The sequence below is a fragment of the Pseudoalteromonas sp. C12FD-1 genome (assembly GCF_037414265.1).
Taxonomy (GTDB): Bacteria; Pseudomonadota; Gammaproteobacteria; order Enterobacterales; family Alteromonadaceae; genus Pseudoalteromonas.
In genome coordinates, this window is the sequence record NZ_JBBEVD010000071.1 from 237,342 (window position 1) to 259,311 (window position 21,970).

A 21,970-nucleotide genomic window follows, 5' to 3' on the forward strand; every position below is an offset into this window, starting at 1 on the left:
GGAGCACTATCTAGAGTTTTGATTTTCCTTTTAAGGGGGCTAACTCAATTTATTAACCATTTCTTTTACCACTAAGAATTGCACTTCTCTTAACATTCTTAATTCCGCTGTACGCACATCTGAAGGTGGCATATTTTCAATCTCTTGGTATAAGTTGCTAAATTCACTCTCTATATTTCCTACAAAATAACTTAGTTGCTTTACTGCAAAAGAGTTTGGAATACTTAGCTCTTTTGCAAAAGTGATGACATCAGCTTTGGTTACATCGCAAAAACGTTTTTTATTATTAATTGGAACCGATAGTGCTTCCGTTAGAGGCTTTATACCATCTGATACATAAATAATAGTGCTCAATAAATCGTAAAAAGGCGTTATTTGTGCAAAACCATTTTCATAGTAAAAGCTAATATTTTTTAAGTGAGCATCTCCGTTACCTATTAATAAATTATAAATCACCCACTGGTATAATTTTATTGCTGTTAATGCTCTTGGGCGTACGTTATCAAGTATTTTTTGATATGTTTCAACTGTTGAGGCTGTGTATTTAGCGTGCCGGCTGTAACTTAATAACTGGCAACTATCTATAATATGTTTTCGTTCTTGATTCGGATAGCTTCCTATTCTATCAAAGCGCTCAACTAAATAGACTGGCTCTGGTACATAAATGAGCTCTACGTTAGGAACATCTATTCCTAGACGCCTGGCTAGCTTCATCATAAACCATTCGTTGCAGGTAGTTTGCCAGTATTGGTCTGGATCACAATGATCGGGTTTAAGTATATGAGTTGATGGAGTGCCTTCATTTCCTTCAAATAAATCATATCCGAGTTTAATTACCAGCATTTTATGTTGTGCGCCAGCAACTGACATACGGGTACTTTGTCGACTATTTAAAAGTGCCCGAGGTAAATTTTTTATACGGTTTGATAGCTCTGAAAAAGGAAGTTGCATAGTGCTTGGGTTTGGAAAATCTACATGCTCTGGCAATAAAGTTAGAGCACCAGCAGATTCAATCCCTGATGCAGTAAGCAGAGCAAAAGAATCCTCATGATCCACTGTTACTTCTTTTGCTAACAACATACGAGCATTTTCTTCAGGTAGTAAATTATCAAAAAATTGCTGAACAGGACGAATAGTACCTGAGTCTAGAATTACTTGTTCTTGTAATGGAATTTTGGGAGTAATTGGAAATTTATCAGCAGAATTAAGCCAAGCTTTAGCATATTTAAATGACCAGAACCCGTTATTATCTTGTAATTGTCCGATAAGCTGTTTGCCAGCATAAACATAGAGTGATCTATCATTCATGGTAAGCTACCAAATTGTTGATTTGAGCTATTAATTTATTTTTAGCTCGCTCATCATTTTGAGGTACTACCACGTCTATTTTCACTTCTAAGCCTAACGCTTCCATTAAGTCGAACGCGCGGCCAATTGATAACGAACCCGTACCATTTTCAAAATCACTTACTGTATTAATACTAATACCGGAGAAGTCCCCAGCCGTTTTTTGATCAAGCTTTTGGCCTTTTCTGACAATGCTTGCCAATTTCCCCAATTGCTGTGCTGACTTTATTTTAACTTCCATTACTACCTCAATAAATTCACAGTATTTTGTGAACTATAGTAAAGTAATAGCTAAAAAGCGATAGATTCACAATATTTTGTGAATTTATTAATGAGATGCTTAGAAATACTAATAATTCACAGTATTTTGTGAATTATTGATGTGTTTGACTCGGAATATATAAATTCACAATTAACTGTGAATTTAGAATAATACAGCTATCGCTTTTAACGACTGAAACAAAACTCCTTTCACTTTCCCTAACTAAAGTTATTTAAAAAGCTGTAAGAGTAATTAATGATAAGTTAAAACCCTTTTTACCAATATGATAATTAACACTTTAGCGCCTAAAGCAAATAAGCTTTATTAATTTGAGCAATCGTTCAAAGTAAGTTAAGCTCAGAGCGACTAACCTACAAGTAATTTAAATTTATTGGGAGTAAACATGGCAACCACACTCGCATTTGACGTATACGGCACGCTTATAAATACCCATGGCGTACTGACCTTACTTGAAGATATGATTGGCGATAACGCGCAAAACTTTTCAAATACATGGCGCGAAAAACAGTTGGAATACTCCTTTAGGCGCGGATTAATGCAAAACTATATACCGTTTTCGTTATGTACAAAACAAGCTCTCGATTACGCGTGTTTAGCGCATAAAACGCAGCTTAGTGATGACCAAAAACAGCAATTACTTGAGCAATATAAAATTTTACCCGCCTTTGATGATGTTAAAAAAGGGCTTGAGCAACTTAAAACACAAAACTACCGATTGTTTGCGTTTTCTAATGGCGCTGCGGATGCGGTAAATCAATTGCTCGAAACCGCAGGTATTAGTGAGCTTTTTGAAGGCGTTGTAAGCGCCGACGACATGAAAACATTTAAGCCAAACCCTGGTGTTTACAGCCATTTATTACGCGAAACCAATTCAACGGGTGCAAATACGTGGCTTATTTCGAGTAATCCGTTTGATATAACTGGCGCTATTTCGCATGGTATGCGCGGTGCGTGGATAAAACGCTCAGAAGACTCTATTTTTGATCCGTGGGAAATTCAGCCAACTACTGTTGCCACTGACTTAGTGGATTTAGAAAACAAGCTCGAAGAGATCAACTAAACCGCATTTTTACTTTTATGTCCCTCTTTAGTGCTTTAGCTGTAAAGAGGGTTTCGCCCTTATTTTTTGTCTGCCTAAAAGCCTAAGTTTTAAATAGACTTCTTCCGAACAAACCCTTACTAATTAAACGGCACTATAAATATTTGAGTAGCTCATTTTATACATTTTATTAGTTTTAAATGTAATTCTTTATAACTAACCAATCACTTATCAACAAGAGAAAAACTGATATCTAACCCTTAATCATATCAACTTTGAGGCACAAGCCTAAGTGCGCAGTTTAAAGTGTAAAGGGGCTTTACGAATGCAATAAAAGCGCCCTAGTTCGCTTTTATTGCTTCAATTACTGTATTCATACGCTTTGCCATTGGTCTATTGCGATGATGACACACATAAATATTTTCACTGATTGGATTAGCTAAATGATGCGTTTTAATAAGCGCAGGTTTATTAAATGCGCTAACGGCGTGCGCAGGTAAAACCGTAAAACCCAGTCCTAAACTTACTGGCTCCAGTATCAAACTTATTTGGTTAGAAAAGCCCGTGCGCTTAAATTGATCAACATGTTCAAACTCATTGTAGTTTTCGCTAAGTAATAGCTGAGCGTGGTGTTTTGCATCGGGGTGGCCAATAAAGCCAAGCTCACACAAAGCCTCCCATGTTGGGTTTTTAATATGTGCAGGGGTTACTAATAATAAAGATTCTTTACCTATTTTGTGACTGGTAACTTCGCTAAGCGTGGGGGCTTGGGTTAAAAAGCCTATGTCGGCACTGTGGTTTGCCACAGCTTGCTCTACACTTGTATTGGGTGCAAAGCGATAATCAATATTAAGCTCGGTATGCTTTGCTTGCAGTGCTAACAACTGGCTATAAAATTGCAGCCCACAACTACCTGGCGATTGTATTTTTACAAGGCCACTGTATGGCGAGTCATCTTTTAATTGCTGCTCTAAAAATTGCCATTCTTTTAATAACAAGCTGCCTTGCTGATACAAATTTTGCCCGTGTACAGTAAGGGTAAATTGTTTGCCGTGACGCTCTAATAGCGCGCAGTTTACTTGTTGTTCTAGCTTTTTAATATGCTGGCTCACGCCAGATTGGGTCATAAAAAGGCGCTCGGCGGTTTGGGTAAAGTGATTTACCTCAACCAACGTACAAAACGTGTTTAACCATGTCGGGTTTATCATTACAAAACATACTCAAAATGATGATTAATGATAATTTTACTTAATAATGGCTAATTCGTAAACTAACTCCATCAACTAATCACAGTTAAAGAGGACATATTATGAGTCATACATATCCACGTAGTTTTTCGCACATTGGTATTTCTGTACCGGATGTTGAAAAAGCCGTCGAGTTTTACACTAAGGTGATGGGCTGGTACACCATAATGGAGCCTACCGTGATCACTGAAGATAACAGCCCAATTGGCGAAATGTGTACCGATGTATTTGGTCCAAATTGGGAAAAATTTAAAATAGCGCACCTTTCAACAGGCGACCGTATTGGTGTAGAAATTTTTGAATTTAAAGACCAAGAAAACCCTAAAGACAACTTTGAATACTGGAAAACCGGTATCTTTCATTTTTGTGTACAAGACCCAGATGTTGAAGGCTTAGCGGACCGCATTGTTGCTGCAGGTGGTAAAAAACGTATGCCAGAGCCACGTTACTACTACCCTGGCGAAAAGCCGTACCGCATGATCTACATGGAAGACCCGTTTGGTAACATCCTTGAGATTTACAGCCACAGCTACGAGCTTATTTACAGCGCAGGCGCTTACTAAACTTAACTAGTTTAAAAAAGTTTAGCTAAAAACAAAGACCGCAGTATTTATTACTGCGGCCTTTTTGTTTAGTACGTGGTGCCACTTTTAAAGGAGCTAACTTTTAGCACTAAGTGAGCTATGCAGGGCATTTTTATAGGCCTCATACGCGGGTATAGCTGAGGTAATGATAGCGGCAACAGCAATTACGGTTATTACTTTTAGTGTTTCTAGATTAAGCATGTTTGCATTTAAAAATAAGCCGTACGTGGCGCCTAGCCAATCACCTAAAAGCCATAAAGTTAAACTTAGTAAAGCCGTTGCAGCTGCACTTGAAATTAATACCACAATTAACGCCTCTACTAGTACTAAGCTAAAAATAACGCTTGGCCCTGCGCCCAACACACGCAGCACGGCAATTTCGTTTTTACGCTGCGCCATTGAGGCAAGTAACATGGTTGATAAGCCAAATAACGACGATACCAATACCAAAATACCAATAACGCGTAATAGGCTTTCAACGGTTGCCATCATTTGCCAAAGCTCGGTCATGGCAACACCGGGTAACACGGCCATTAACCTATCAGCTTTATAGTTGTTTATATCGCGCTGTAATTTAAAGGTAGAAAACTTAGACTTTAAACCCAGCATTACTGCGTTAATGCTCTTAGGTGTGGTGTTTACTGAGTCTACATTATTAAGTAACTTAGCTTGTTTTGCCGGTGATAAATGTATGGCCTCAATGGCGTTTAAGCTTACATGTATTGTTTTATCAACGGGTGTGCCAGTGGGGTTAAGTATGCCTTTTATAATAAAAGGGGTGTTGTCGTGATGGGTAAAGCTTGTGTTACCAATGCCATGGGCAATCACTACGCTTTGGCCAATTTTATAATTCAGTTTTTTGGCTACATCGGCCCCTATTACCGCTTCAAATAATGTATTAAACGGCTGGCCGCTATTAAAAGTAAGTGGTTGCTTAGTGCCGTATTTAAAGTGCTCAAAGTAGCTGTTATTGGTGCCCATTACTCTAAAACCGCGGTGCGAGTCGCCAAGCGAAATAGGTATAGCCCATTTGACTAATGAACTGCTCTTTAGGGTTTCATAGCTTTTATAATTAATATTACTGGTGGGGCTGCCCATTCTAAATACTGAGTAAAGCAGCAGGTTTAACTGCCCGCTAGGTGCGCCTACTATCATATCTACATCTGAAATGGTTCTGTTAAAGCTCTCTTTGGCTTGCTGGCGAATATGCTCAACACTTAACAGTACGCTAATACTTATAAGTAATGATAAAAACGTAAGAATGACCGATTTGCGCCTACTGGCTAAGCTGCTCCACGCTAACGATACTAGCATTTTTTGCTCTCCTCTTTTAAAAGCGAAGTTACATCAACACTTAGCTTAAAAAATTGTTGTAAGTGCATATCGTGACTTACAAATACAAGCGTTATGCTGTGCTGCTTACATAAATCAATGAGTAAGGTCATAAATGCATCGCGCGATGCGGCGTCTAATGCTGAGGTGGGTTCGTCAACTAGTAGCAGTTTAGGTTTATTTATTAAAGCGCGGGCAATGGCCACACGTTGCTGTTGGCCCACACTTAGTGTATTTGCTGCTTTGTGCAAAATAGTAGTTGGTAACTTAAGCGCTAAAAGCAGTGCGCTCGCCTCTTGCTCTATTTGCGTATTGCCCGTTTTTGCAAAGTAACTAGCCAGCTGAATATTTTTTAAAACACTTAAATACGGTATTAAATTAAACTGCTGAAACACCACGCCAATGTTCTGGGCTCTAAATTTATCGCGTTTTTTTGACGAAAGCGTTGAAAATGCTTGCTCAAGCAAGGTTATATCGCCACTTTGTGGTGTAAGCACCCCTGCTAATAAATTAAGTAATGTGGTTTTACCTGAGCCAGATTCGCCGTGTAAAAACACCTGTTCCCCCTGCTTTACTTGCCAAGTAGGAATATAAAACGAGGTTTTATCGGCTTTGTGGTACTTATAGTTAAGTTGATTAATATGTATGGCAAAGGGAGTTGAGGCCGAAGAAAATGTATTTGGCAAAAATGAGACTCCTATGGTTTGATAATGACTGATATGTTATAACGTTTTTCCTGAACCCCTAAGCCAATTGAGATGAAAATATGTCAAAAAATGTAACTAAAATGGTTGCTTGGTTTGTTATAGCCTTGGCCAGTTTAGTATTTACCTGTGAGTCAGTGGCTAAAAGTTCAAGCTACGAAGAAATAGAGTGGATTCAGTTAATGCCTAAAGACGATTTAGACGCACTGCTTAATCCGCCAGAGTATTTAACCGAAATTGAAGATGGCTCAGAGCAAGACACACTCGATAGCCTAGACGCTAAGCCGTTCGAAAACGAGCAAGATAAACGCTATCAGCAAGCATTAAGCTCCGCACGAGTAATTGAGAGCTATAATAATAAAAAGATTCGTGTGCCTGGTTTTATCGTGCCGCTTGAATCTGAAGAAGGTAAGCGCATTAGTGAGTTTTTTGTAGTGCCTTACTTTGGGGCGTGTTTGCATATGCCGCCACCGCCGCCAAACCAAATAATTTATGTTAAATTTGAACAAGGCGTTGAGCTGCAAAGCCTATACGACGCATTCTGGTTTGAAGGAAAAATAACAATAAATACCGTAGAAAACGAATTAGGTACATCGGCTTACGAGCTTAAGTTAGACCGAGTGTTACCGTACGAGGAATAATATGAATAAAAAATACCTGCTCTGCTCATTAGTATTAGCAAGTGCATCTGCTGGCGTTAATGCGTGCGAGTTTCACTCTGGGGTTGGCTTAAATCAGTTTCATCCTTTTGCTCGTCAAAGCTTTCAGACGCCTATATTTGAGCGCTTTTCTGTAAAGCACGCTAAACAAGCGCAAGTAAATGTTGGCGATACAAGCACAGCTAACTTTAGCTACTTAGTACCTAAACGTTACAGCGCGGTAAGTGTTAAATTTGTAGCGCCACAAGGTATTAAACTTACCGGCGAGCCTTCAATATTATTAGAGCGCACACGCGGAATACACAGCTTAAAATACGTTGCTAATAAACCCGGTAAATCAGAAATTTTGGTGCAAATAAGCGGCCTTTTAAATGCAAAGCCTTTTACGCTAGAGCAAAAAATAGAAGTAACAGCGAGTTAAAATAGGTAACGATAAATTGGGCTATTGATGTGGCTTATATGTTAAATATGTATTTTTTGATATTAAAAAAATGCTTAACGCTATTTATAAAAAGCGTTAAGCATTGGTTTTAGCGCCTATATTTACGTGAATTATAGAGCACTGATGTAATTAACTTACTTTGGTTGGGGTTGGTATTTTAAAAGTAGTTAATTATTCCTTTAAGTAACTTAAGCAGATATCTACTTCTCCAGCAGAGCCTATTATAACGGGGACTCTTTGGTGGATATCATATGGGGTTACATCTAGAATACGTTCATTTTCTGTATATGCTTTGCCTTTAGCATTTTCTACCAAAAATGCGATAGGGTTGGCTTCATACAGTAGTCTTAACTTGGCTGGCTTGTGTGGATTCGAAATGTCGGATGGGTAGCAAAAAATACCCCCTCTATACAAAATTCTATGCATATCACCAACCATAGAGCCATTCCATCGCATATTAAAACGTTTAGCTCTTTTATCATTTTCTCCAGCGATTAAATGCTCAACATATTTTTTAAATTGGGTAGGCCATTTGCAATAGTTTGCAATATTAATTGAAAACTCATTAGTATCGTGTGTAATAGTAACGTCTTTATTTGACATAAAATAATCACCACGAGTGCGATCTAACGTAAAAATCTTTGTTGGACCGCCAACAGAAATCACCAGTAAAGTTGAAGCACCATATAAAACATAACCGGCACAAAGCTGTTGCGAGCCTTTTTGCGAAAACTGTTTTTTACTATTTGAAGGCTCTTTTTTTAGGGCCGCATAAATAGTAAAAATAGTCCCAATTTGCCCATTGATATCTATATTCGATGAGCCATCGAGTGGATCAAATGCTACAACGTAGTTTCCATTTTCATTGCCGGCAACAACAAAATCTTCTTCTTCTGATGCAAGAGTTTTAACCGTTTTATTTTTAAGAAGTGCAACCTTTAAAATATCATTACTAATAACGTCTAATTTTTTTTGGGTTTCACCTTGAATATTTTGCTCGGTTGTAACGCCTAATACTCCAGCTAATTCACCTTGCCCAACTTTTGAAGCTATATGCGTACATGCGTTTAATAAGGTTGTAATTAATGAGCATAAAGCTGGGTTTGTGTCTTGGCTTTCTAAATAATTATTAATAGTTTGCATAGGGCTCTCAATATTTATTTATACAATTTAATGTTTCAAAAAATTTATAAAGATTGGTCGCCATAGAGCTTTCAGACTGCCTTATCCATACTCGTGGATCATAATATTGCTTATTTGGTAAATCTTCGCCTTCAGGGTTACCAATTTGACTTTGTAGATAAGCTTCTTTACTTTTTGAATATTCTAATACACCTTTCCAACTAGCCCATTGCATATCAGTATCAATATTCATTTTTATAACACCATAGCTAATTGCTTCTTCTATATCGGAGCTGTTAGAGCCTGAGCCACCATGAAAAACAAAAGATAAAGGCTTAGCTAAAAGGTGATATTTTTCTTCCACAAATAGTTGTGAGTTTTTTAAAATTTTAGGAGTTAACTTAACATTCCCCGGTTTATACACGCCATGAACATTGCCAAACGACGCTGCTATGGTAAAGTTTTCACTTACTTTATTAAGGTTTTCATACGCATAAGCAACATCTTCAGGTTGTGTATATAATAATGAACTATCAATGTTAGTGTTATCTACGCCATCTTCTTCACCACCAGTACAACCAAGCTCGATTTCTAAGCCCATCTTTATTTGTTTCATTCTTTGTAAATAGGATGCACATATAGCGATATTTTCTTCAAGAGGCTCTTGTGATAAATCAATCATATGAGAGCTAAATAATGGAACACCAAAGTTTTTAAAGTGTTCTTCGCCAGCGGCTAATAAGCCATCAATCCATGGTAATAATTCTTTTGAAGCATGATCAGTATGTAGGATAACAGGTATACCATAGTGTTCTGCTGCTTCATGTACATATTTAGCAGCTGCAACGGCCCCTGCAATTGCAGCTTCATGTCCACTCAAAGGGCTACCTTTACCTATGAAAAAAGAAGCGCCGCTGTATGATAGTTGTATAATGACAGGAGATTTTGCATGAGTGGCGGCTTCCAGCACAGCGTTTATTGAGCTAGTGCCAATTACATTTACCGCAGGATAGGCAAACTGGTTTTTTTTAGCAAAATCATAAAGCTTTGTTACATCTTCGCCTGTTTTAACACCACAAGAAATAATTTTTGATAACATTTTAATTCTCCACAAACGAGTAAGTACATTTCCCTAAAGGCGATGTATTACTCCCTTTAAATTTTTTTAGGGTATTTTTTATTTAATTCGCTTATTGCCTCAGGCGTTAATGGTTGCGTTTCCATATTTTTAAGCATCAAGTAAAGTTTGGCGGTTTCTTCTAACTCTTCCGTTGCGTATACAGCATCTTTGAGAGAGGTCCCTGCAACTACAGGCCCATGGTTAGCTAGCAAAAGTGCATGTGATTTACTCGCTTTTTCTTTAACGGCTTGCGCTAAATTAATATCGCCAGGAGCAAAGTATGGAATTAAAGGCAAAATACCAATACGCATAACATAGTAAGCAGTAAGAGGTGGGAGCACATTTTCAGTGCAGCCATGGTGCATACAACTTACCGCAGATGAATGCGAACAATGAAGGTGCACAACCGCTTTTGCCCTTGAGCGTTGTTCATACATGGCCATATGCAAAAAAGATTCTTTTGTAGGTTCATGCCCTGAAAGTAAATTTCCTTGTGAATCTAAAACTGATAGCTCACTAGGTTTTAAATCAGCCATTGATGACCCTGTTGGTGTCATAATAAAACCAGTTTCGGTTTTAACGCTTATGTTTCCGCTTGACCCAAAAGAGTAGCCACGATGATAAAGAGAGCTTGCCATCTCGATAATTTGATCTTTAATTTTAGAGTTATTCAACTTTCTACCTTAAAAAATAGTTTTAAGCTTATGTATTTAGTGGTTATTTATCCCAAGAATAAATAACCACATTAATAGTAAACACTCATGTTAATGGGATTGTTTATTTGTAATCATGCGTGCTTTACATAACTGCAAGTTTGTTTAAAACACATACTGCAAACGAGCTACAAAGGCTTGCCCATCATCCTCCGAACCAGTTAAAGCAACCTGGCTCGGACCAGAAACATCACCAAATACATAGTTGTAAGACATACGAACACTTTCATTTATATAATGGTTTGCACCAATGGTAATAACTTCTGCTTTAGTACCTGAAGTATCAGTCGTCATATCAAAAGTGCTCAAACGAGCAAATATTTCCCATTGATTATTTAAGTTTGTTGGTTTGTCCCATTTAGCGCTGCCTTTACTATATTTTCTTGAATTATCACTAAGAAAGTAGCCTAACTGGGCATAGCCACCCTCAAATGTTTCATCAGGGCCTTGATTAGCAGATACATCGATTTGACCATATTCAGCACTTAGGTGTACTCGACCAACTTGATAACCAAACTCACCAACAAGCAACATTGCGCTACTAGCATCTATTTGTTGTGCACCAACTTGACTTGAAAAGTTAGCTAAACGATTTTGATCTTTACGAACTTCGCCGGTTTGCCTGATTGAAAAATCATTAGATCCCCAGTTTCGATGGCTAGCAGATAAACCTAAATGTAAGACTTCATTATTATCTGTGTTGGAGTAAGTTAAGCGGCCTGTTGTTGCAAGTTGTAGAGAGCCATCAGCTTCATTACCATCAGCTAATTCTTGATCTTTAGTTAAACTAACGGAGTAACGCAGACCATTTTGCATAGCATGACTGTATTGAACACCATAGTTAAAGCCTACTTGAAAGGTATCTGGGATCATGGCTCGTTCGATTGATGTTACCCATTTACTCGACGTCATGCCTTGCAATGAAATGTCTTCTTTTAGTTTTCCGGCATTGAGCTTTTTATCTTTACCAAAGCCTTTATATGTAACTGTTGCACCATGTAAAACAGTTTCGCCATCATCGTAATCTAGAATTACTTTATACGAAAAATCCCCGTGACTACTTGCAAAATAAACTCGCCCTCTGCGCACATAAATATCGGTTCCTGTGCCATTCCCTGGATTATAAGCGCCATCGTAAGCTGCAAAATCTAAATGTAAACGTCCTCCCAATTTAACCGTTGTAGCTTTTTCAAGCTTATCTATACGACTTTCAAGTGATTCGAAGTCTTCTGCTAATACCGTAAATGACATGCTAGCAGCAAAACTTAAGCTTATTAATGTTGTTAGTGTGTTTATTTTGTACATTACTTTCCCCAGTTTATTTATATGAATATTATTGTGTGTTTTTATGTGTGATTAATTGTTGTGCTTTTATAAAAAAATCAATGTCTCCAAAATTTCCTGACTTTAAAGCCAAAAAAATTGAAGTGTTTAAAGCTTTTACCCATGGAACACCGGGTACTATTTGTGCACCTATTTCTAATGCTTCTACATCGAGAGCTTTAGTTACTGAGCCCGATGTTTCTCCCCCTGCCACCACAAAGTTCTTAACGCCTGCGAATTGAAGTTTTTTACACACTTTGGCAAATAAGGCTTCTACAGCAGCGCTGCTTTTCTCTTCGCCATATTTATTTTGAGTGATTTTTAATTGCTCTTTAGGCGCGGTTGCATATACAAGAGGTGCTAAATCTGTGTTTTGGTGATTGAGCACCCATTGGCAAATTTCATCATCGTAAGCTGAGTTGTTAATGCACTCTCCTACATCCACTTGAAAGTGAGGGGCAAGATTTAAGTACATGTTCACTTGTGCATTTGTCATTTGTGAGCATGAACCTGATATAACAACACTTGGTGCAGCTAAAGGCGTTATACTTTTAAGTTGAGTTTTTCTTAATGATTTATTTTTAAAAGACTGTGCAATTCCGGCTGCTAAACCAGAACCACCGGTAACCAAAGGCAGCTCGAAGGACGCTTGTGCAATTATATTAAGGTGCTGATCAGTAAAGGCATCAACAACAATATAGTTAGATCCTTTGTCAAAAAGTGTATCCATGGTTTTTTTCAAATGTTCGGAACCTTTTTCCACATCGTTATAAAACACACTAGTGGCAAGGCCTTTACTTTGATTATTCATTAATAGTTCGACTTTAGACTCAAGCATTGGAGTGACAGGGTGGTCTTTCATACCCGATTCGTTTAGTCGTTGATGATTGACAAAAAGGTGCCCATTGATCACGCAGCGCCCGTTAACAGGTAGTGCGGGGCATACAATTGTATGTTTACAATTTAATGCTTCCAGTAATGCATCAGTTACTGGCCCAATATTACCTTGTGAGGTGCTGTCAAATGTTGAACAGTACTTAAAGTAAAATTTGCTACAGCCTTGAGCCTTTAACCATTCCAAAGCTTCTAAAGAGTCACTAATAGCTTCATTCACCAAACACGATCGTGATTTAAGACTGATGACTATTGCATCAGTGCTAGCCGCAGTATTAATTGTTTTTTTGGGTGTTCCGCTATATTGAATAGCACTTAAACCGTTAACAACTAAAAAGCTTGCTATATCTGTTGCACCTGTAAAGTCATCGGCAATAACGCCAATACGCATGTTATTCTCCTAAAAAAAGGACAGTTGAACCCATTGGGTACAAAAATGTACCCAAAAATAAAGTGTATTAATTAGTGCTAAAAGATTTAGCTAATTGATTTTGCTTTGATTCGTTTGTAAGAACGTAAAGCAATAGAGAGGGCCATTGAGATCCCAATGACTGAAATAAGCCCCAGAGAAATAGGACGTTCAATAAAGATACTTAAACTACCTTCACTGATTATTAATGACTGTAAAAATGTACTTTCAGCCATTGCTCCTAATACTAGTGCTAATACTGTTGCTGCAGGGCTATAACCATAGAGTTTCATAGCAAAACCTAAAACGCCCATAACTATTAGCATCGCAACTTCAATAATACTGTTATTCAATGCATAAGAGCCGACCACACATAAAATTACAATAACGGGAACAACCATGCGATATGGAACATCTAAAAATTTAACAAACACTGGTATTGCTACAATACTCAAGATCACAAGTACTATATTACCAAGGTACATGCTTGCAATAAGGCCCCAAACTAACTCAGGATTATTATCAATTAATGTTGGTCCTGGTTGTAAACCCCACATCATAAGTGCACCTAGTAAAACCGCTGTTGCACCAGAGCCAGGAATACCTAAAGAAATAAGAGGAACCATAGCCCCTGCAGATGCTGCATTATTAGCAGCTTCTGGAGCAACTAACCCACGCATTTCGCCTTTCCCAAAGTCTTCTGAATTTTTTGCTACTTTCTTTTCCACTGAATAAGCTAAAATAGATCCGATTGTGGCTCCAGAGCCAGGTAATACACCTGCAATAAAGCCAATAATAGCGCCTCTAAAAAAAGTAAATTTAGATTCAACATAGTCTTTCATTGTCGGCCAAAAGTCTTTTGACATAAATGAAAATTGAATATGCTCGGCTGGTTTTTTGTGCTGCCCGGTATAAATGCAATACAACAGCTCACCAATACCAAATAAACCAATAGCTACAGGTACAAAGTATATACCCCCAATTAGTTCAGGAGAGCCAAAAGTGTAGCGTTGAGAACCGCTCACAGCATCTACACCAACCATGGCAATAGCAAATCCTATTAGAGCAGAAATAACCCCATTTAAACGGTTATCTCCCATCATTGTTGTTAACAAAAGTAGGCCTAGCATGATAACTAAAAAGTACTCTGAAGGACCAAATGCTGACGCTACGCCAGCTAGTACTGGCGCAAAACCGCAAATTAAAATTACCCCGATAGTACCGCCAATAAACGATGCAATAGCTTGCATTACCAGTGCAGGACCGGCGCGACCTTTTTGCGCTAGCGGATAACCATCTAAGGTGGAAGCTACCGTAGCAGACTCGCCTGGAGTATTTATTAATATTGAGGTAATTGTTCCTCCATACATAGAGCCATAATAAATTCCCGAAAGCATAATTATTGCTGTAGTGGGATCTAAGCCAAAGGTCATAGGAATTAATATCGCAATACCAGCTGCAGGACCAAAGCCAGGAAATAGCCCAACAATCATCCCTACAAACGCTCCTAACAATAAAAACATTAAGTTAGTACTGGTAAAGGCAACCGAGAGTCCAAACTCTAAATTTGTAAAAACATCACTAAAAAACATTATAAATTACCTTCACTCATAGAAATAAGACAGTAAACCATTGGGTAAACCTGTCTGTAACCACACATCAAATAACAAATAAACTAACGCCGGAAAAACAATAGAATAAATAATGTTCTTCTTTATTTGATTTGGATTAAAGAACCATAGGTAACCAAATACAAATGCCACCATTGAGATAATTGCCCCAGCACTATTAAGAATCAGAATAAATACTGCTATTAGAGCTGCAAGAATTAACGTATCGAGAGGATAAAAAATTTCATTATTACTTGTTTTTTTATCCACAACATCTTGATTCAGTTTTCTTTTTTCTAAGTACTGAATCAGGTCGTTCTTTGTGTTAATGCCTGTAGCTATAATTAATGCAATACCTATAATTAATGGAAAGTACCCAGGACCAGGTCTTTCGTTGATCCCATGAAGGTCAAGCGTCAAGTATCCATATATAGTAAAACCAAGAGAGCCTATAAAAAGACCTATGGAAAATAAATGTTGCATATTCAAACCTTAAATTAAGAGTGGTGAGTTATCACCACTATCATTTATTTCTGTTTAGCTTTACTTAACAGCGCCAATTTCTTTAAGAACTCGTTCAAAATCAGCACTTGTATGGGCTAAATTAGCGGAAAACTCTTCACCCCACATGGTGTTACCAGATAAGCTGTTAGTTTTTAAATAAGATTTCCATTCTTTAGTTGCTATAACTTTTTTTAGTGCTGCAATCCACCATTGTTGAACTTCTTTACTAATTCCTGCTGGCATTACAATGCCTCGAGGTAATGAAAAGGCAAAATCGTAGCCTTGCTCTTTAAAAGTTGGCACATCTTTATATACAGTGCTGCGCTGAGCTTCTGAATAGGCCAACGCACGAAACTTACCTGCTGCTATTTGTCCGGATACCTCTGACGGGTTGGCCACAATAGCGTCCACACTATTAGAAGTTAATGATGTAACCATGCCACCACCCGATTGAGACGGGACGTAGTCGAAATTAAAACCAGCTACTTGTGAAAATAAAGAGGCTGTAACACGTTCAGGTCCGGCAGCACCTGTACCGCCAATTGTTACTCGGTTATTTTTAGCATGTTCAACAAAGTCTTTAGCTGTTTTAAATTTAGAGTCTGCACGTACAACAATAAACATTGCATCTTGGGCTAATAAGCCAATTGGCGTAAAGTCACGGTATGTCCAGCCGGTATTTGAGATTAATGGCGTGCCTAAAAAGTTACCGCTTGTAGAGGTCATGTTGTATTCGCTGCCTTTCTTTTTAGCAACAAAATTAAAACCTACAGCTCCACTGCCGCCAGCTAAGTTATCAACACGAATAGTTGGCTCATAAATGTCATATTTTTTAAGAATATCTACCACCGTTCTAGACATAAGGTCATTCCCCCCTCCTGGACCAAATGCGATGGTGTAATTCATTCTTTTAGTTGGATAATCGTTGTCAGCAAAGCTCGCCGGTGCGAAAAACACTGTTGTCAGTATTGATATTGCCGTTATTTTTTTGAATATAGACATACGTTTTCCTTTTTTAATATTTGTTATAGTGAGTTATGCTTTTAATTGTGTGTGTAAATACATAACTCATGTTTTGGAACGCTGCCTTAGCAGCGTTATTTGTAATCTTTATTCTTTTTTCAATTTAGTTAGCAATCAGCATTTCAGCTACTGCTGCACTAAACGCTTTACATCCAGTGTTACCGCCTAAGTCTGCAGTACGCTTTTCAGGATTTTTTAATGTTTCATCAACGGCATCAACCATTGCTTGTGCTGCTTTAATAAGCTCTGGTTTTTGGTGTTTCTCACCCATCCAATCAATCATCATTGCAACAGATAGGATCATAGATACAGGGTTAGCTTTATCTTGGCCTTCAATATCTGGAGCCGAGCCATGCTGGGCTTGGGCGCAGCAGTGCTCATCACTTGCCATAATTGAGCCCGCTAAACCTAAACTGCCTGAAAGCTCACTCGCTAAATCACTAATAATGTCGCCATAGAAATTGGTTGCCACTAACACATCAAAGCGCTCAGGGTTGCGAACCAAATGAGCAGTAGATGCATCGACTAATAGATCGTCTAAGACAACATCTGGAAAGTCTTTTGCTACATCATTTACTGCTTCCATGAATAAGCCATCAGTCATATGAAAACTGTTTGCTTTGTGAATCGCCGTTACTTTTTTATTACGCTTCATTGCTAATTCAAAAGCTTTACGTGCAATGCGCTCACTACAATGGCGCGTGATCTTACGTGTAGATAGCGCCATATCTGGAGATGGTTTTACTTCACCCCAGCCCTGTGTCATGTTTCTATCTGGGTAGAAACCTTCAGTAGCTTCACGCATGATGACTAAATCCATACTCTTACCTTCACTCATATTTGTTTGGATGTAAGGGCGCGATCTTGCGGGTCTAACGTTTGCGTATAGATCTAAGCCAATTCTAAAACCAGCAGAAACGTTACGACCACCAAGCTCCGGTTTAGGGTAGTCAGCATGAGACTGTGTACCTAAAATGATCCCATCAAAGGTTTTGGCCTTTTCTAACGTTTCTTCTCTTAGCGTAGTGCCGTGTTTTTCTAGGCTTTTAAAACCAACATCTTCAAACTCGTAAGATAAAGATAACGAGAATTTTTGATTTGCAGCTTCAAGAACTTTAAGCGCACCATCTGTAATTTCTGGACCAATACCATCACCTGGCATTACTAATATTTTCATTTTTACCTCATCTCTATTTTTAAATTTATTTACTTTTAGCGTTAACTAATATTTTTAATAACTCAACAGCACTATTTGGGCTTGTTAAAATGGGCTTGTCATTTATTTTGCATACAGACTCTAGTGCTAACGATGAAGAAAAATGGGCAAGCATTAATACTTCTTCATTAATCAGTTGCTGCGCTGTTTCAGCCATCAGATCATTATGCTTAGCAGTATCACCTTCATTAAGAGCTGCTTTAGCACCGCTTGCGCAAATGCTAGTTAAGCGAGCATCTGGATTAACTTCCTTAGCTAGTGCATAAAACTCATTTTCCATTCCTGAAACGGCAGGCATAAAAGAGGCAACCATACCTATTTGACTACTCATTTGTAATGCTTTTCGAAACATACCTTCATTAGGCTTTAAAATTGGTATAGGAAATATCTCATTTGCTTTATCAATTGCCTCACCAAATGCTGAACATGTATACAACACACCATCAGCGCCTAATTCAACAGCATAACGGCTGTGTTCGATTACACGCTGAACTAACTCTTGCGATAACTCTTCGTTTTTGCTTCGTAAAATACCAAGTGACTCATCAAGTAAATTAATCAATTTAGCCTCTGGCCATATAACTTTAAATGCGTCATCTATTGGCCCCATAGCGGCCTTTACTGCATGAACTAAAACAATCGTTGTCATATTTCTAATCTTTTATATTGGTAAACGTAAGTGTTACAAATTAATTGTACTTTGTTTCGACAAAGTACAATCTATTGTATGAAAAATAGAATGTCAACTTATTAAATTAGATAACTTCAAATAAAAGTTAACTCATTGTTTTTTAATTTCTTTAAATTCAAGTGGAATTGAGGGGGTAAACCAATTTAAAATTGTTTTATTCAAAATAAAGTACAATAAATATAATTGCTGGTATTATACTTACTACAATGGCGGCTGTTTCTATATGGCAAAAAATAATCGTTTTAGGCAAATATTTATGGAAAAGACTTCAAATAAAACGTCTGCTGAATTACTCGCGGATAAAATATATGAAGAGATAATCTCTGAAGGTTTTGAAGCTAATACACACATTAAAGAGCTATTTTTCTCTGATAAGCTTAAGGTATCGCGTACACCAATAAGGGCAGCGTTTAATGTATTAGAGCAACAAGGCATACTTACTAAAAAGCCAAATCAAGGCTACTTTCTTAAGGTTCGTCCAAATAAAGTGCCTCAGAGTTTTGATTACAAGAAATTAAGTGATGACAGTGGTCTTAACTCACTTTGCTATCAAATAGGGCAAGATTATTTAAAAGGTCAGATTGATACCACCTTTGTAGAAAATCAATTAATTAATAAATACCAACAAAACAGAAAGTCTGTACAAGCTGCCTTAATGGCGATGGAAAAAGATCATTGGATATCGAGAAGGGTCGGTTATGGCTGGAAATTTAATTCTTTTATTTCTTCACCTGTTTCATATGCGCAAAGTTATCGTTTTAGGGTGTTGATAGAGTCAGCTGCGTTATTAGAGCCGACATTTGAAGTTAATCATGATCAAATAGTTATGTTGCGTATGTCTCAAAGAGAGATACTCAATAATAAAGAAAAAAAGGTATCTGCAGCAGAAATGTTTAATGCTGGTGTTTTATTTCACGAAACTATTGTTGGGATGGCAAATAATGTATTTCTGTTAAATGCCTTAAAAAAAGTGAATAGGCTAAGGCGACTAATTGAATATAACGTGTATAGCGAAAGGGCAATCCCTAAAAAAGAGTGTGAAGAGCATTTAGTTTTATTAGATCTTATAGCTGAAAATAAGCTTCAAGAATCTTCACTATTTTTAAAAGAACATATAGGAAGAGTAGCCAAAGAGAAAGAGGATATAGCTACGCAGCTACTTAATAAGTGATTGTATTTAATTTGCTTTTAACCTAAGGAACTATGATTTAAATATAGCTATTTAAAAATTAAAATAGGGCTTACGTTACGTTAGCCCTATTTTTTATACCTAAATTAAAAGCAGCTTTGCTGCAATTTATGCGTTTTTACCACAACACTTTTTATATTTACGGCCGTTACCACATACACACGGATCGTTTCGTCCTACTTTAGGTGTGCCTCGTGTTATAGGGCTTTGCGGTGGTGGGCAGCAGCTTGTGTTAGTGCAGCCCGAGCTGGTTGGCGTTGAAGGTTTATCTGTCATGTTTTTTTCCTTTTTAAATAACCTGAGCTCTGGTTAAAGAGTGCCTACCACGAGCCATACATAGGGTTTGGTAGTAAAAATAAAGACTTACCAAGCTTTGGTTGTAGCGCTTCTATATTGGCCGACTCTTGCGTGATGCCACTAAAGTCTTCTATATTGTCCCCTATCTGAAATTTTATAACGTACGGTTGTTGCCAGTTATTTTGTGTGCCTTTAGGTGTAAAACAATCGGCTGTACCTTTTGTTATTTGTTGGCGGCGAAGGTCTTTATCGTTAATAAAGTGTGTGCCATCTACAGCGGTTTTATCAGCCTCAGAGCGGCCCATTAAGCAGGTGTTTTCTACCGTTATAGGCAAGCCAACGGCTTTAAGGTTATTCCATGTGTGTTCATCGTTTGCTTTATCGCGGTTGGTAATTAAGGTGACTTTACCGCCTTGCTTGTAAAGCGCTTCTATAAAAGATTTAGCACCAGGTACTAGCGTTGCGTTTTCGCTTTTTACCCAGGCTTGCCAGGTATCTGGAGTATAACCTTTACCGCTAAGCTCGGTTTGTTTTTGATAGGCAGAGTTATCAAGTACGGTTTCATCTACATCCATCACGGCTACCCAGTTAGTTGCAGAGCGCGGTAGTTGCGCAACAGCAGTTTGAGCTTGTTGATACATGTAAGTGGTTAATGCCTGATACTCTTTACTGGTTGTTTGCCACAAAACTGATGCCGATAGTGCATTTGCGTTATCTGAAATTGAAACCGACACCGCGCAATGGTCGCTTAGCATGGCCTCTTTTTGCATATTTTTAAAAAGGTGTACTTGAGCAGAGTTTGCAATGTTTGTAGCGTCCATTTTACCCACAATTATATGATCGATAGGCGCAGGATAGCGTGCTTGGCAACCGGGTAAATTTTTAGTGGTTATGCTTGTTGAGCGCTCATTACTTATTAAAGTGCGGGTTAATCGGTTATAGGGAGCAGAAATACGATGGTTAAAATCACCCAGTACGATGTATGGTGTGTTTGCTGCTTCGCGCTTTGCTATCCAGCTATCTAACACCGGTGCTTGCTGGGCATAGGTTTTACATGCTGGCGAGTCACTTTTAAGGTAGTCGTCTACAAAGCAGCCGCTTTTCATGTGTACGTTAAGTATATCGGTGGGACCTTGCGGCGAGTTTACTGTTAATTGTAAACCATAACGTAGCCCTGTTTTTGTTAAACCTAGCGGCTCAAAGGGCGTACTTTTTAATACAGGAATGCTTTTTTTAACTGCAAAAGCCACTTTTTGCTGAGTTGATAAAGCCCCAGTTTTACGACACGTGTAAGCGGGGCTTGCAGCCCTATTCGACACAATAAGTTGCCACTCACTTTGAGGGAATATTTGCTTTAATGCCTCTTTAGACGCTACCTCTTGCAGGGCAAAAATGTCGGCATTTAACGAATTTGCATAGGCTTTCATGGCTTCAATATCGCTAGGCATTCTGGGTTTACACCCTGTATTAATGGGGTAAGCTAAGTGCTCAACGTTCCACGTTACTACTTTTAATGGCTGCGCTGTGTTTGCTATTAGTGCGCTAGGCTCAGCTGTGGCACTCTTTGTAGTTGTTACGCTTGAGGTACAGCCAATACTAAGTGCGCCAATAAAAGTAATTGTTAATGCATTAAGCACTTTCATGTATTTAGTCCTTTGTTATTAGAGTTCGTTTGCCAGTTTTTTATAGCCTTTTACTAAATCGTGATTGGCCGAAACCACCGATTCAGAAAAGCTTGAGTACTCTGGCGGTACTTTACTTATGCTGTTTAAATCAAAGCCGGGCTCTATATTGGTCATTGGCGGCACATGAAAATCGTTTGGTAAGTTCAACCCATCAATTACACAGTTGTGCCTTACTACACAGCCATTGCCAATTGCTGATCTAAATACTACCGAGTTAAAGCCAATAAATACATCGTCACCTACACTACATGGGCCATGTATAATTGAGCGGTGTGCTATAGATGTACGCTCGCCAATAGATACCGCCGCCCCCGATTTAGAATGAATAACCACCCCATCTTGTATGTTTGAATTTTTTTTAATAACAATAGGCTGCATGTCGCCGGTGTCGTCTACTTCGTCGGCTCTAATTACTGCATAGGGGCCAATAAATACGTTGTCTTCAATAATTACTTTACCGCAAATAATGGCGGTTGGGTCTATAAATGCACTTTGCGCTACGCTTGGCATGTGGCCGTTTGGGTTTTTTCTTAACAT

23 protein-coding genes are annotated in these 21,970 nt (G+C 38.2%); 5 read left to right on the top strand and 18 right to left on the bottom strand.

Going from position 1 to position 21,970, the window contains the following annotated elements:
• Nucleotides 1-39: 39 nt before the first annotated feature.
• The gene (locus WDB87_RS13425; protein ID WP_337850123.1) at nucleotides 40-1,308 is read right to left on the bottom strand and encodes a HipA domain-containing protein; all 1,269 of its coding nucleotides are present in this window, start codon (nucleotides 1,306-1,308) and stop codon (nucleotides 40-42) included.
• The gene (locus WDB87_RS13430; RefSeq protein WP_337850124.1) at nucleotides 1,301-1,588 is read right to left on the bottom strand and encodes a helix-turn-helix domain-containing protein; all 288 of its coding nucleotides are present in this window, start codon (nucleotides 1,586-1,588) and stop codon (nucleotides 1,301-1,303) included. Before WDB87_RS13430 ends, WDB87_RS13425 begins: the two co-directional genes overlap by 8 nt.
• A 424-nt stretch (nucleotides 1,589-2,012) precedes the next feature.
• On the opposite strand from WDB87_RS13430, the gene WDB87_RS13435 reads away from it, so the two are divergent.
• Nucleotides 2,013-2,690: a haloacid dehalogenase type II gene (locus tag WDB87_RS13435; protein ID WP_337850125.1), complete on the top strand. Its 678-nt coding sequence runs from the start codon at nucleotides 2,013-2,015 to the stop codon at nucleotides 2,688-2,690.
• A 320-nt stretch (nucleotides 2,691-3,010) separates the two neighbouring features.
• Here WDB87_RS13435 and WDB87_RS13440 read toward each other — a convergent pair whose 3' ends face one another.
• On the bottom strand, nucleotides 3,011-3,877 hold the full coding sequence (locus tag WDB87_RS13440; protein WP_337850126.1) for a LysR family transcriptional regulator: 867 nt from the start codon (nucleotides 3,875-3,877) through the stop codon (nucleotides 3,011-3,013).
• Nucleotides 3,878-3,978: 101 nt separating this feature from the next.
• Between WDB87_RS13440 and WDB87_RS13445 the strand changes: the two genes are divergently transcribed.
• Complete coding sequence (locus WDB87_RS13445; RefSeq protein ID WP_008130525.1) at nucleotides 3,979-4,479, top strand: lactoylglutathione lyase family protein; 501 nt, start codon at nucleotides 3,979-3,981, stop codon at nucleotides 4,477-4,479.
• Nucleotides 4,480-4,575: 96 nt separating this feature from the next.
• Here the strand turns inward: WDB87_RS13445 and WDB87_RS13450 are convergent, their stop codons facing one another.
• On the bottom strand, nucleotides 4,576-5,814 hold the full coding sequence (locus tag WDB87_RS13450) for an ABC transporter permease (protein ID WP_337850127.1): 1,239 nt from the start codon (nucleotides 5,812-5,814) through the stop codon (nucleotides 4,576-4,578).
• A complete protein-coding gene (locus tag WDB87_RS13455) occupies nucleotides 5,808-6,518 on the bottom strand; it encodes an ABC transporter ATP-binding protein (RefSeq protein WP_443197910.1) in 711 nt (236 codons plus the stop codon). Before WDB87_RS13455 ends, WDB87_RS13450 begins: the two co-directional genes overlap by 7 nt.
• An 80-nt stretch (nucleotides 6,519-6,598) precedes the next feature.
• Between WDB87_RS13455 and WDB87_RS13460 the strand changes: the two genes are divergently transcribed.
• Both WDB87_RS13460 and WDB87_RS13465 read left to right on the top strand, forming a co-directional pair.
• Complete coding sequence (locus tag WDB87_RS13460) at nucleotides 6,599-7,177, top strand: DUF3299 domain-containing protein (RefSeq protein ID WP_089349234.1); 579 nt, start codon at nucleotides 6,599-6,601, stop codon at nucleotides 7,175-7,177.
• Between the two features lies 1 nt (nucleotide 7,178).
• Entirely contained in the window at nucleotides 7,179-7,616 is a 438-nt protein-coding gene (locus tag WDB87_RS13465; RefSeq protein ID WP_286248350.1) for a hypothetical protein, read from the top strand.
• A 192-nt stretch (nucleotides 7,617-7,808) separates the two neighbouring features.
• Here the strand turns inward: WDB87_RS13465 and WDB87_RS13470 are convergent, their stop codons facing one another.
• The 10 genes from WDB87_RS13470 to WDB87_RS13515 all read right to left on the bottom strand — a co-directional run bounded on the left by WDB87_RS13470 (nucleotide 7,809) and on the right by WDB87_RS13515 (nucleotide 18,220).
• Nucleotides 7,809-8,780 carry a class 1 fructose-bisphosphatase gene (locus tag WDB87_RS13470; RefSeq protein WP_286248352.1) on the bottom strand — a complete coding sequence of 324 codons (972 nt, stop codon included), beginning with the start codon at nucleotides 8,778-8,780 and terminating at the stop codon, nucleotides 7,809-7,811.
• A 7-nt stretch (nucleotides 8,781-8,787) separates the two neighbouring features.
• On the bottom strand, nucleotides 8,788-9,864 hold the full coding sequence (gene fbaA, locus WDB87_RS13475) for a class II fructose-bisphosphate aldolase (RefSeq protein ID WP_443197912.1): 1,077 nt from the start codon (nucleotides 9,862-9,864) through the stop codon (nucleotides 8,788-8,790).
• 50 nt (nucleotides 9,865-9,914) lie between these two features.
• Nucleotides 9,915-10,553 (bottom strand): 3-oxo-tetronate 4-phosphate decarboxylase, encoded by a 639-nt coding sequence (otnC, locus tag WDB87_RS13480; protein ID WP_337850129.1) that lies wholly within the window; start codon nucleotides 10,551-10,553, stop codon nucleotides 9,915-9,917.
• Nucleotides 10,554-10,697: 144 nt separating this feature from the next.
• Nucleotides 10,698-11,897: an OprO/OprP family phosphate-selective porin gene (locus WDB87_RS13485; RefSeq protein ID WP_337850130.1), complete on the bottom strand. Its 1,200-nt coding sequence runs from the start codon at nucleotides 11,895-11,897 to the stop codon at nucleotides 10,698-10,700.
• A 28-nt stretch (nucleotides 11,898-11,925) separates the two neighbouring features.
• The gene (gene otnK, locus WDB87_RS13490; RefSeq protein ID WP_337850131.1) at nucleotides 11,926-13,200 is read right to left on the bottom strand and encodes a 3-oxo-tetronate kinase; all 1,275 of its coding nucleotides are present in this window, start codon (nucleotides 13,198-13,200) and stop codon (nucleotides 11,926-11,928) included.
• Nucleotides 13,201-13,286: 86 nt separating this feature from the next.
• Nucleotides 13,287-14,810 (bottom strand): tripartite tricarboxylate transporter permease, encoded by a 1,524-nt coding sequence (locus tag WDB87_RS13495; protein WP_286248361.1) that lies wholly within the window; start codon nucleotides 14,808-14,810, stop codon nucleotides 13,287-13,289.
• 12 nt (nucleotides 14,811-14,822) lie between these two features.
• Nucleotides 14,823-15,311, bottom strand: a complete 489-nt coding sequence (locus tag WDB87_RS13500) for a tripartite tricarboxylate transporter TctB family protein (protein WP_286248363.1) — start codon at nucleotides 15,309-15,311, stop codon at nucleotides 14,823-14,825.
• 60 nt (nucleotides 15,312-15,371) lie between these two features.
• Nucleotides 15,372-16,334, bottom strand: coding sequence for a Bug family tripartite tricarboxylate transporter substrate binding protein (locus WDB87_RS13505; RefSeq protein WP_286248367.1), 963 nt, complete (start codon nucleotides 16,332-16,334; stop codon nucleotides 15,372-15,374).
• A 124-nt stretch (nucleotides 16,335-16,458) separates the two neighbouring features.
• On the bottom strand, nucleotides 16,459-17,532 hold the full coding sequence (locus WDB87_RS13510) for an isocitrate/isopropylmalate dehydrogenase family protein (protein ID WP_286248369.1): 1,074 nt from the start codon (nucleotides 17,530-17,532) through the stop codon (nucleotides 16,459-16,461).
• 25 nt (nucleotides 17,533-17,557) lie between these two features.
• Nucleotides 17,558-18,220, bottom strand: a complete 663-nt coding sequence (locus tag WDB87_RS13515; protein WP_286248371.1) for an aspartate/glutamate racemase family protein — start codon at nucleotides 18,218-18,220, stop codon at nucleotides 17,558-17,560.
• Nucleotides 18,221-18,518: 298 nt separating this feature from the next.
• Here WDB87_RS13515 and WDB87_RS13520 point away from each other — a divergent pair, with 298 nt between their 5' ends.
• Nucleotides 18,519-19,433 (top strand): GntR family transcriptional regulator, encoded by a 915-nt coding sequence (locus WDB87_RS13520; protein WP_337850132.1) that lies wholly within the window; start codon nucleotides 18,519-18,521, stop codon nucleotides 19,431-19,433.
• Between the two features lie 126 nt (nucleotides 19,434-19,559).
• On the opposite strand, the gene WDB87_RS13525 is transcribed toward WDB87_RS13520, so the two are convergent.
• Genes WDB87_RS13525 through WDB87_RS13535 form a run of 3 tightly spaced genes read right to left on the bottom strand, consistent with a single transcriptional unit; the run spans nucleotide 19,560 to nucleotide 21,970 of the window.
• Nucleotides 19,560-19,727 (bottom strand): SEC-C metal-binding domain-containing protein, encoded by a 168-nt coding sequence (locus WDB87_RS13525; protein WP_055013558.1) that lies wholly within the window; start codon nucleotides 19,725-19,727, stop codon nucleotides 19,560-19,562.
• Between the two features lie 44 nt (nucleotides 19,728-19,771).
• Nucleotides 19,772-21,391 carry an HAD family acid phosphatase gene (locus WDB87_RS13530; protein WP_337850133.1) on the bottom strand — a complete coding sequence of 540 codons (1,620 nt, stop codon included), beginning with the start codon at nucleotides 21,389-21,391 and terminating at the stop codon, nucleotides 19,772-19,774.
• Nucleotides 21,392-21,409: 18 nt separating this feature from the next.
• Complete coding sequence (locus tag WDB87_RS13535; protein ID WP_286248380.1) at nucleotides 21,410-21,970, bottom strand: hypothetical protein; 561 nt, start codon at nucleotides 21,968-21,970, stop codon at nucleotides 21,410-21,412.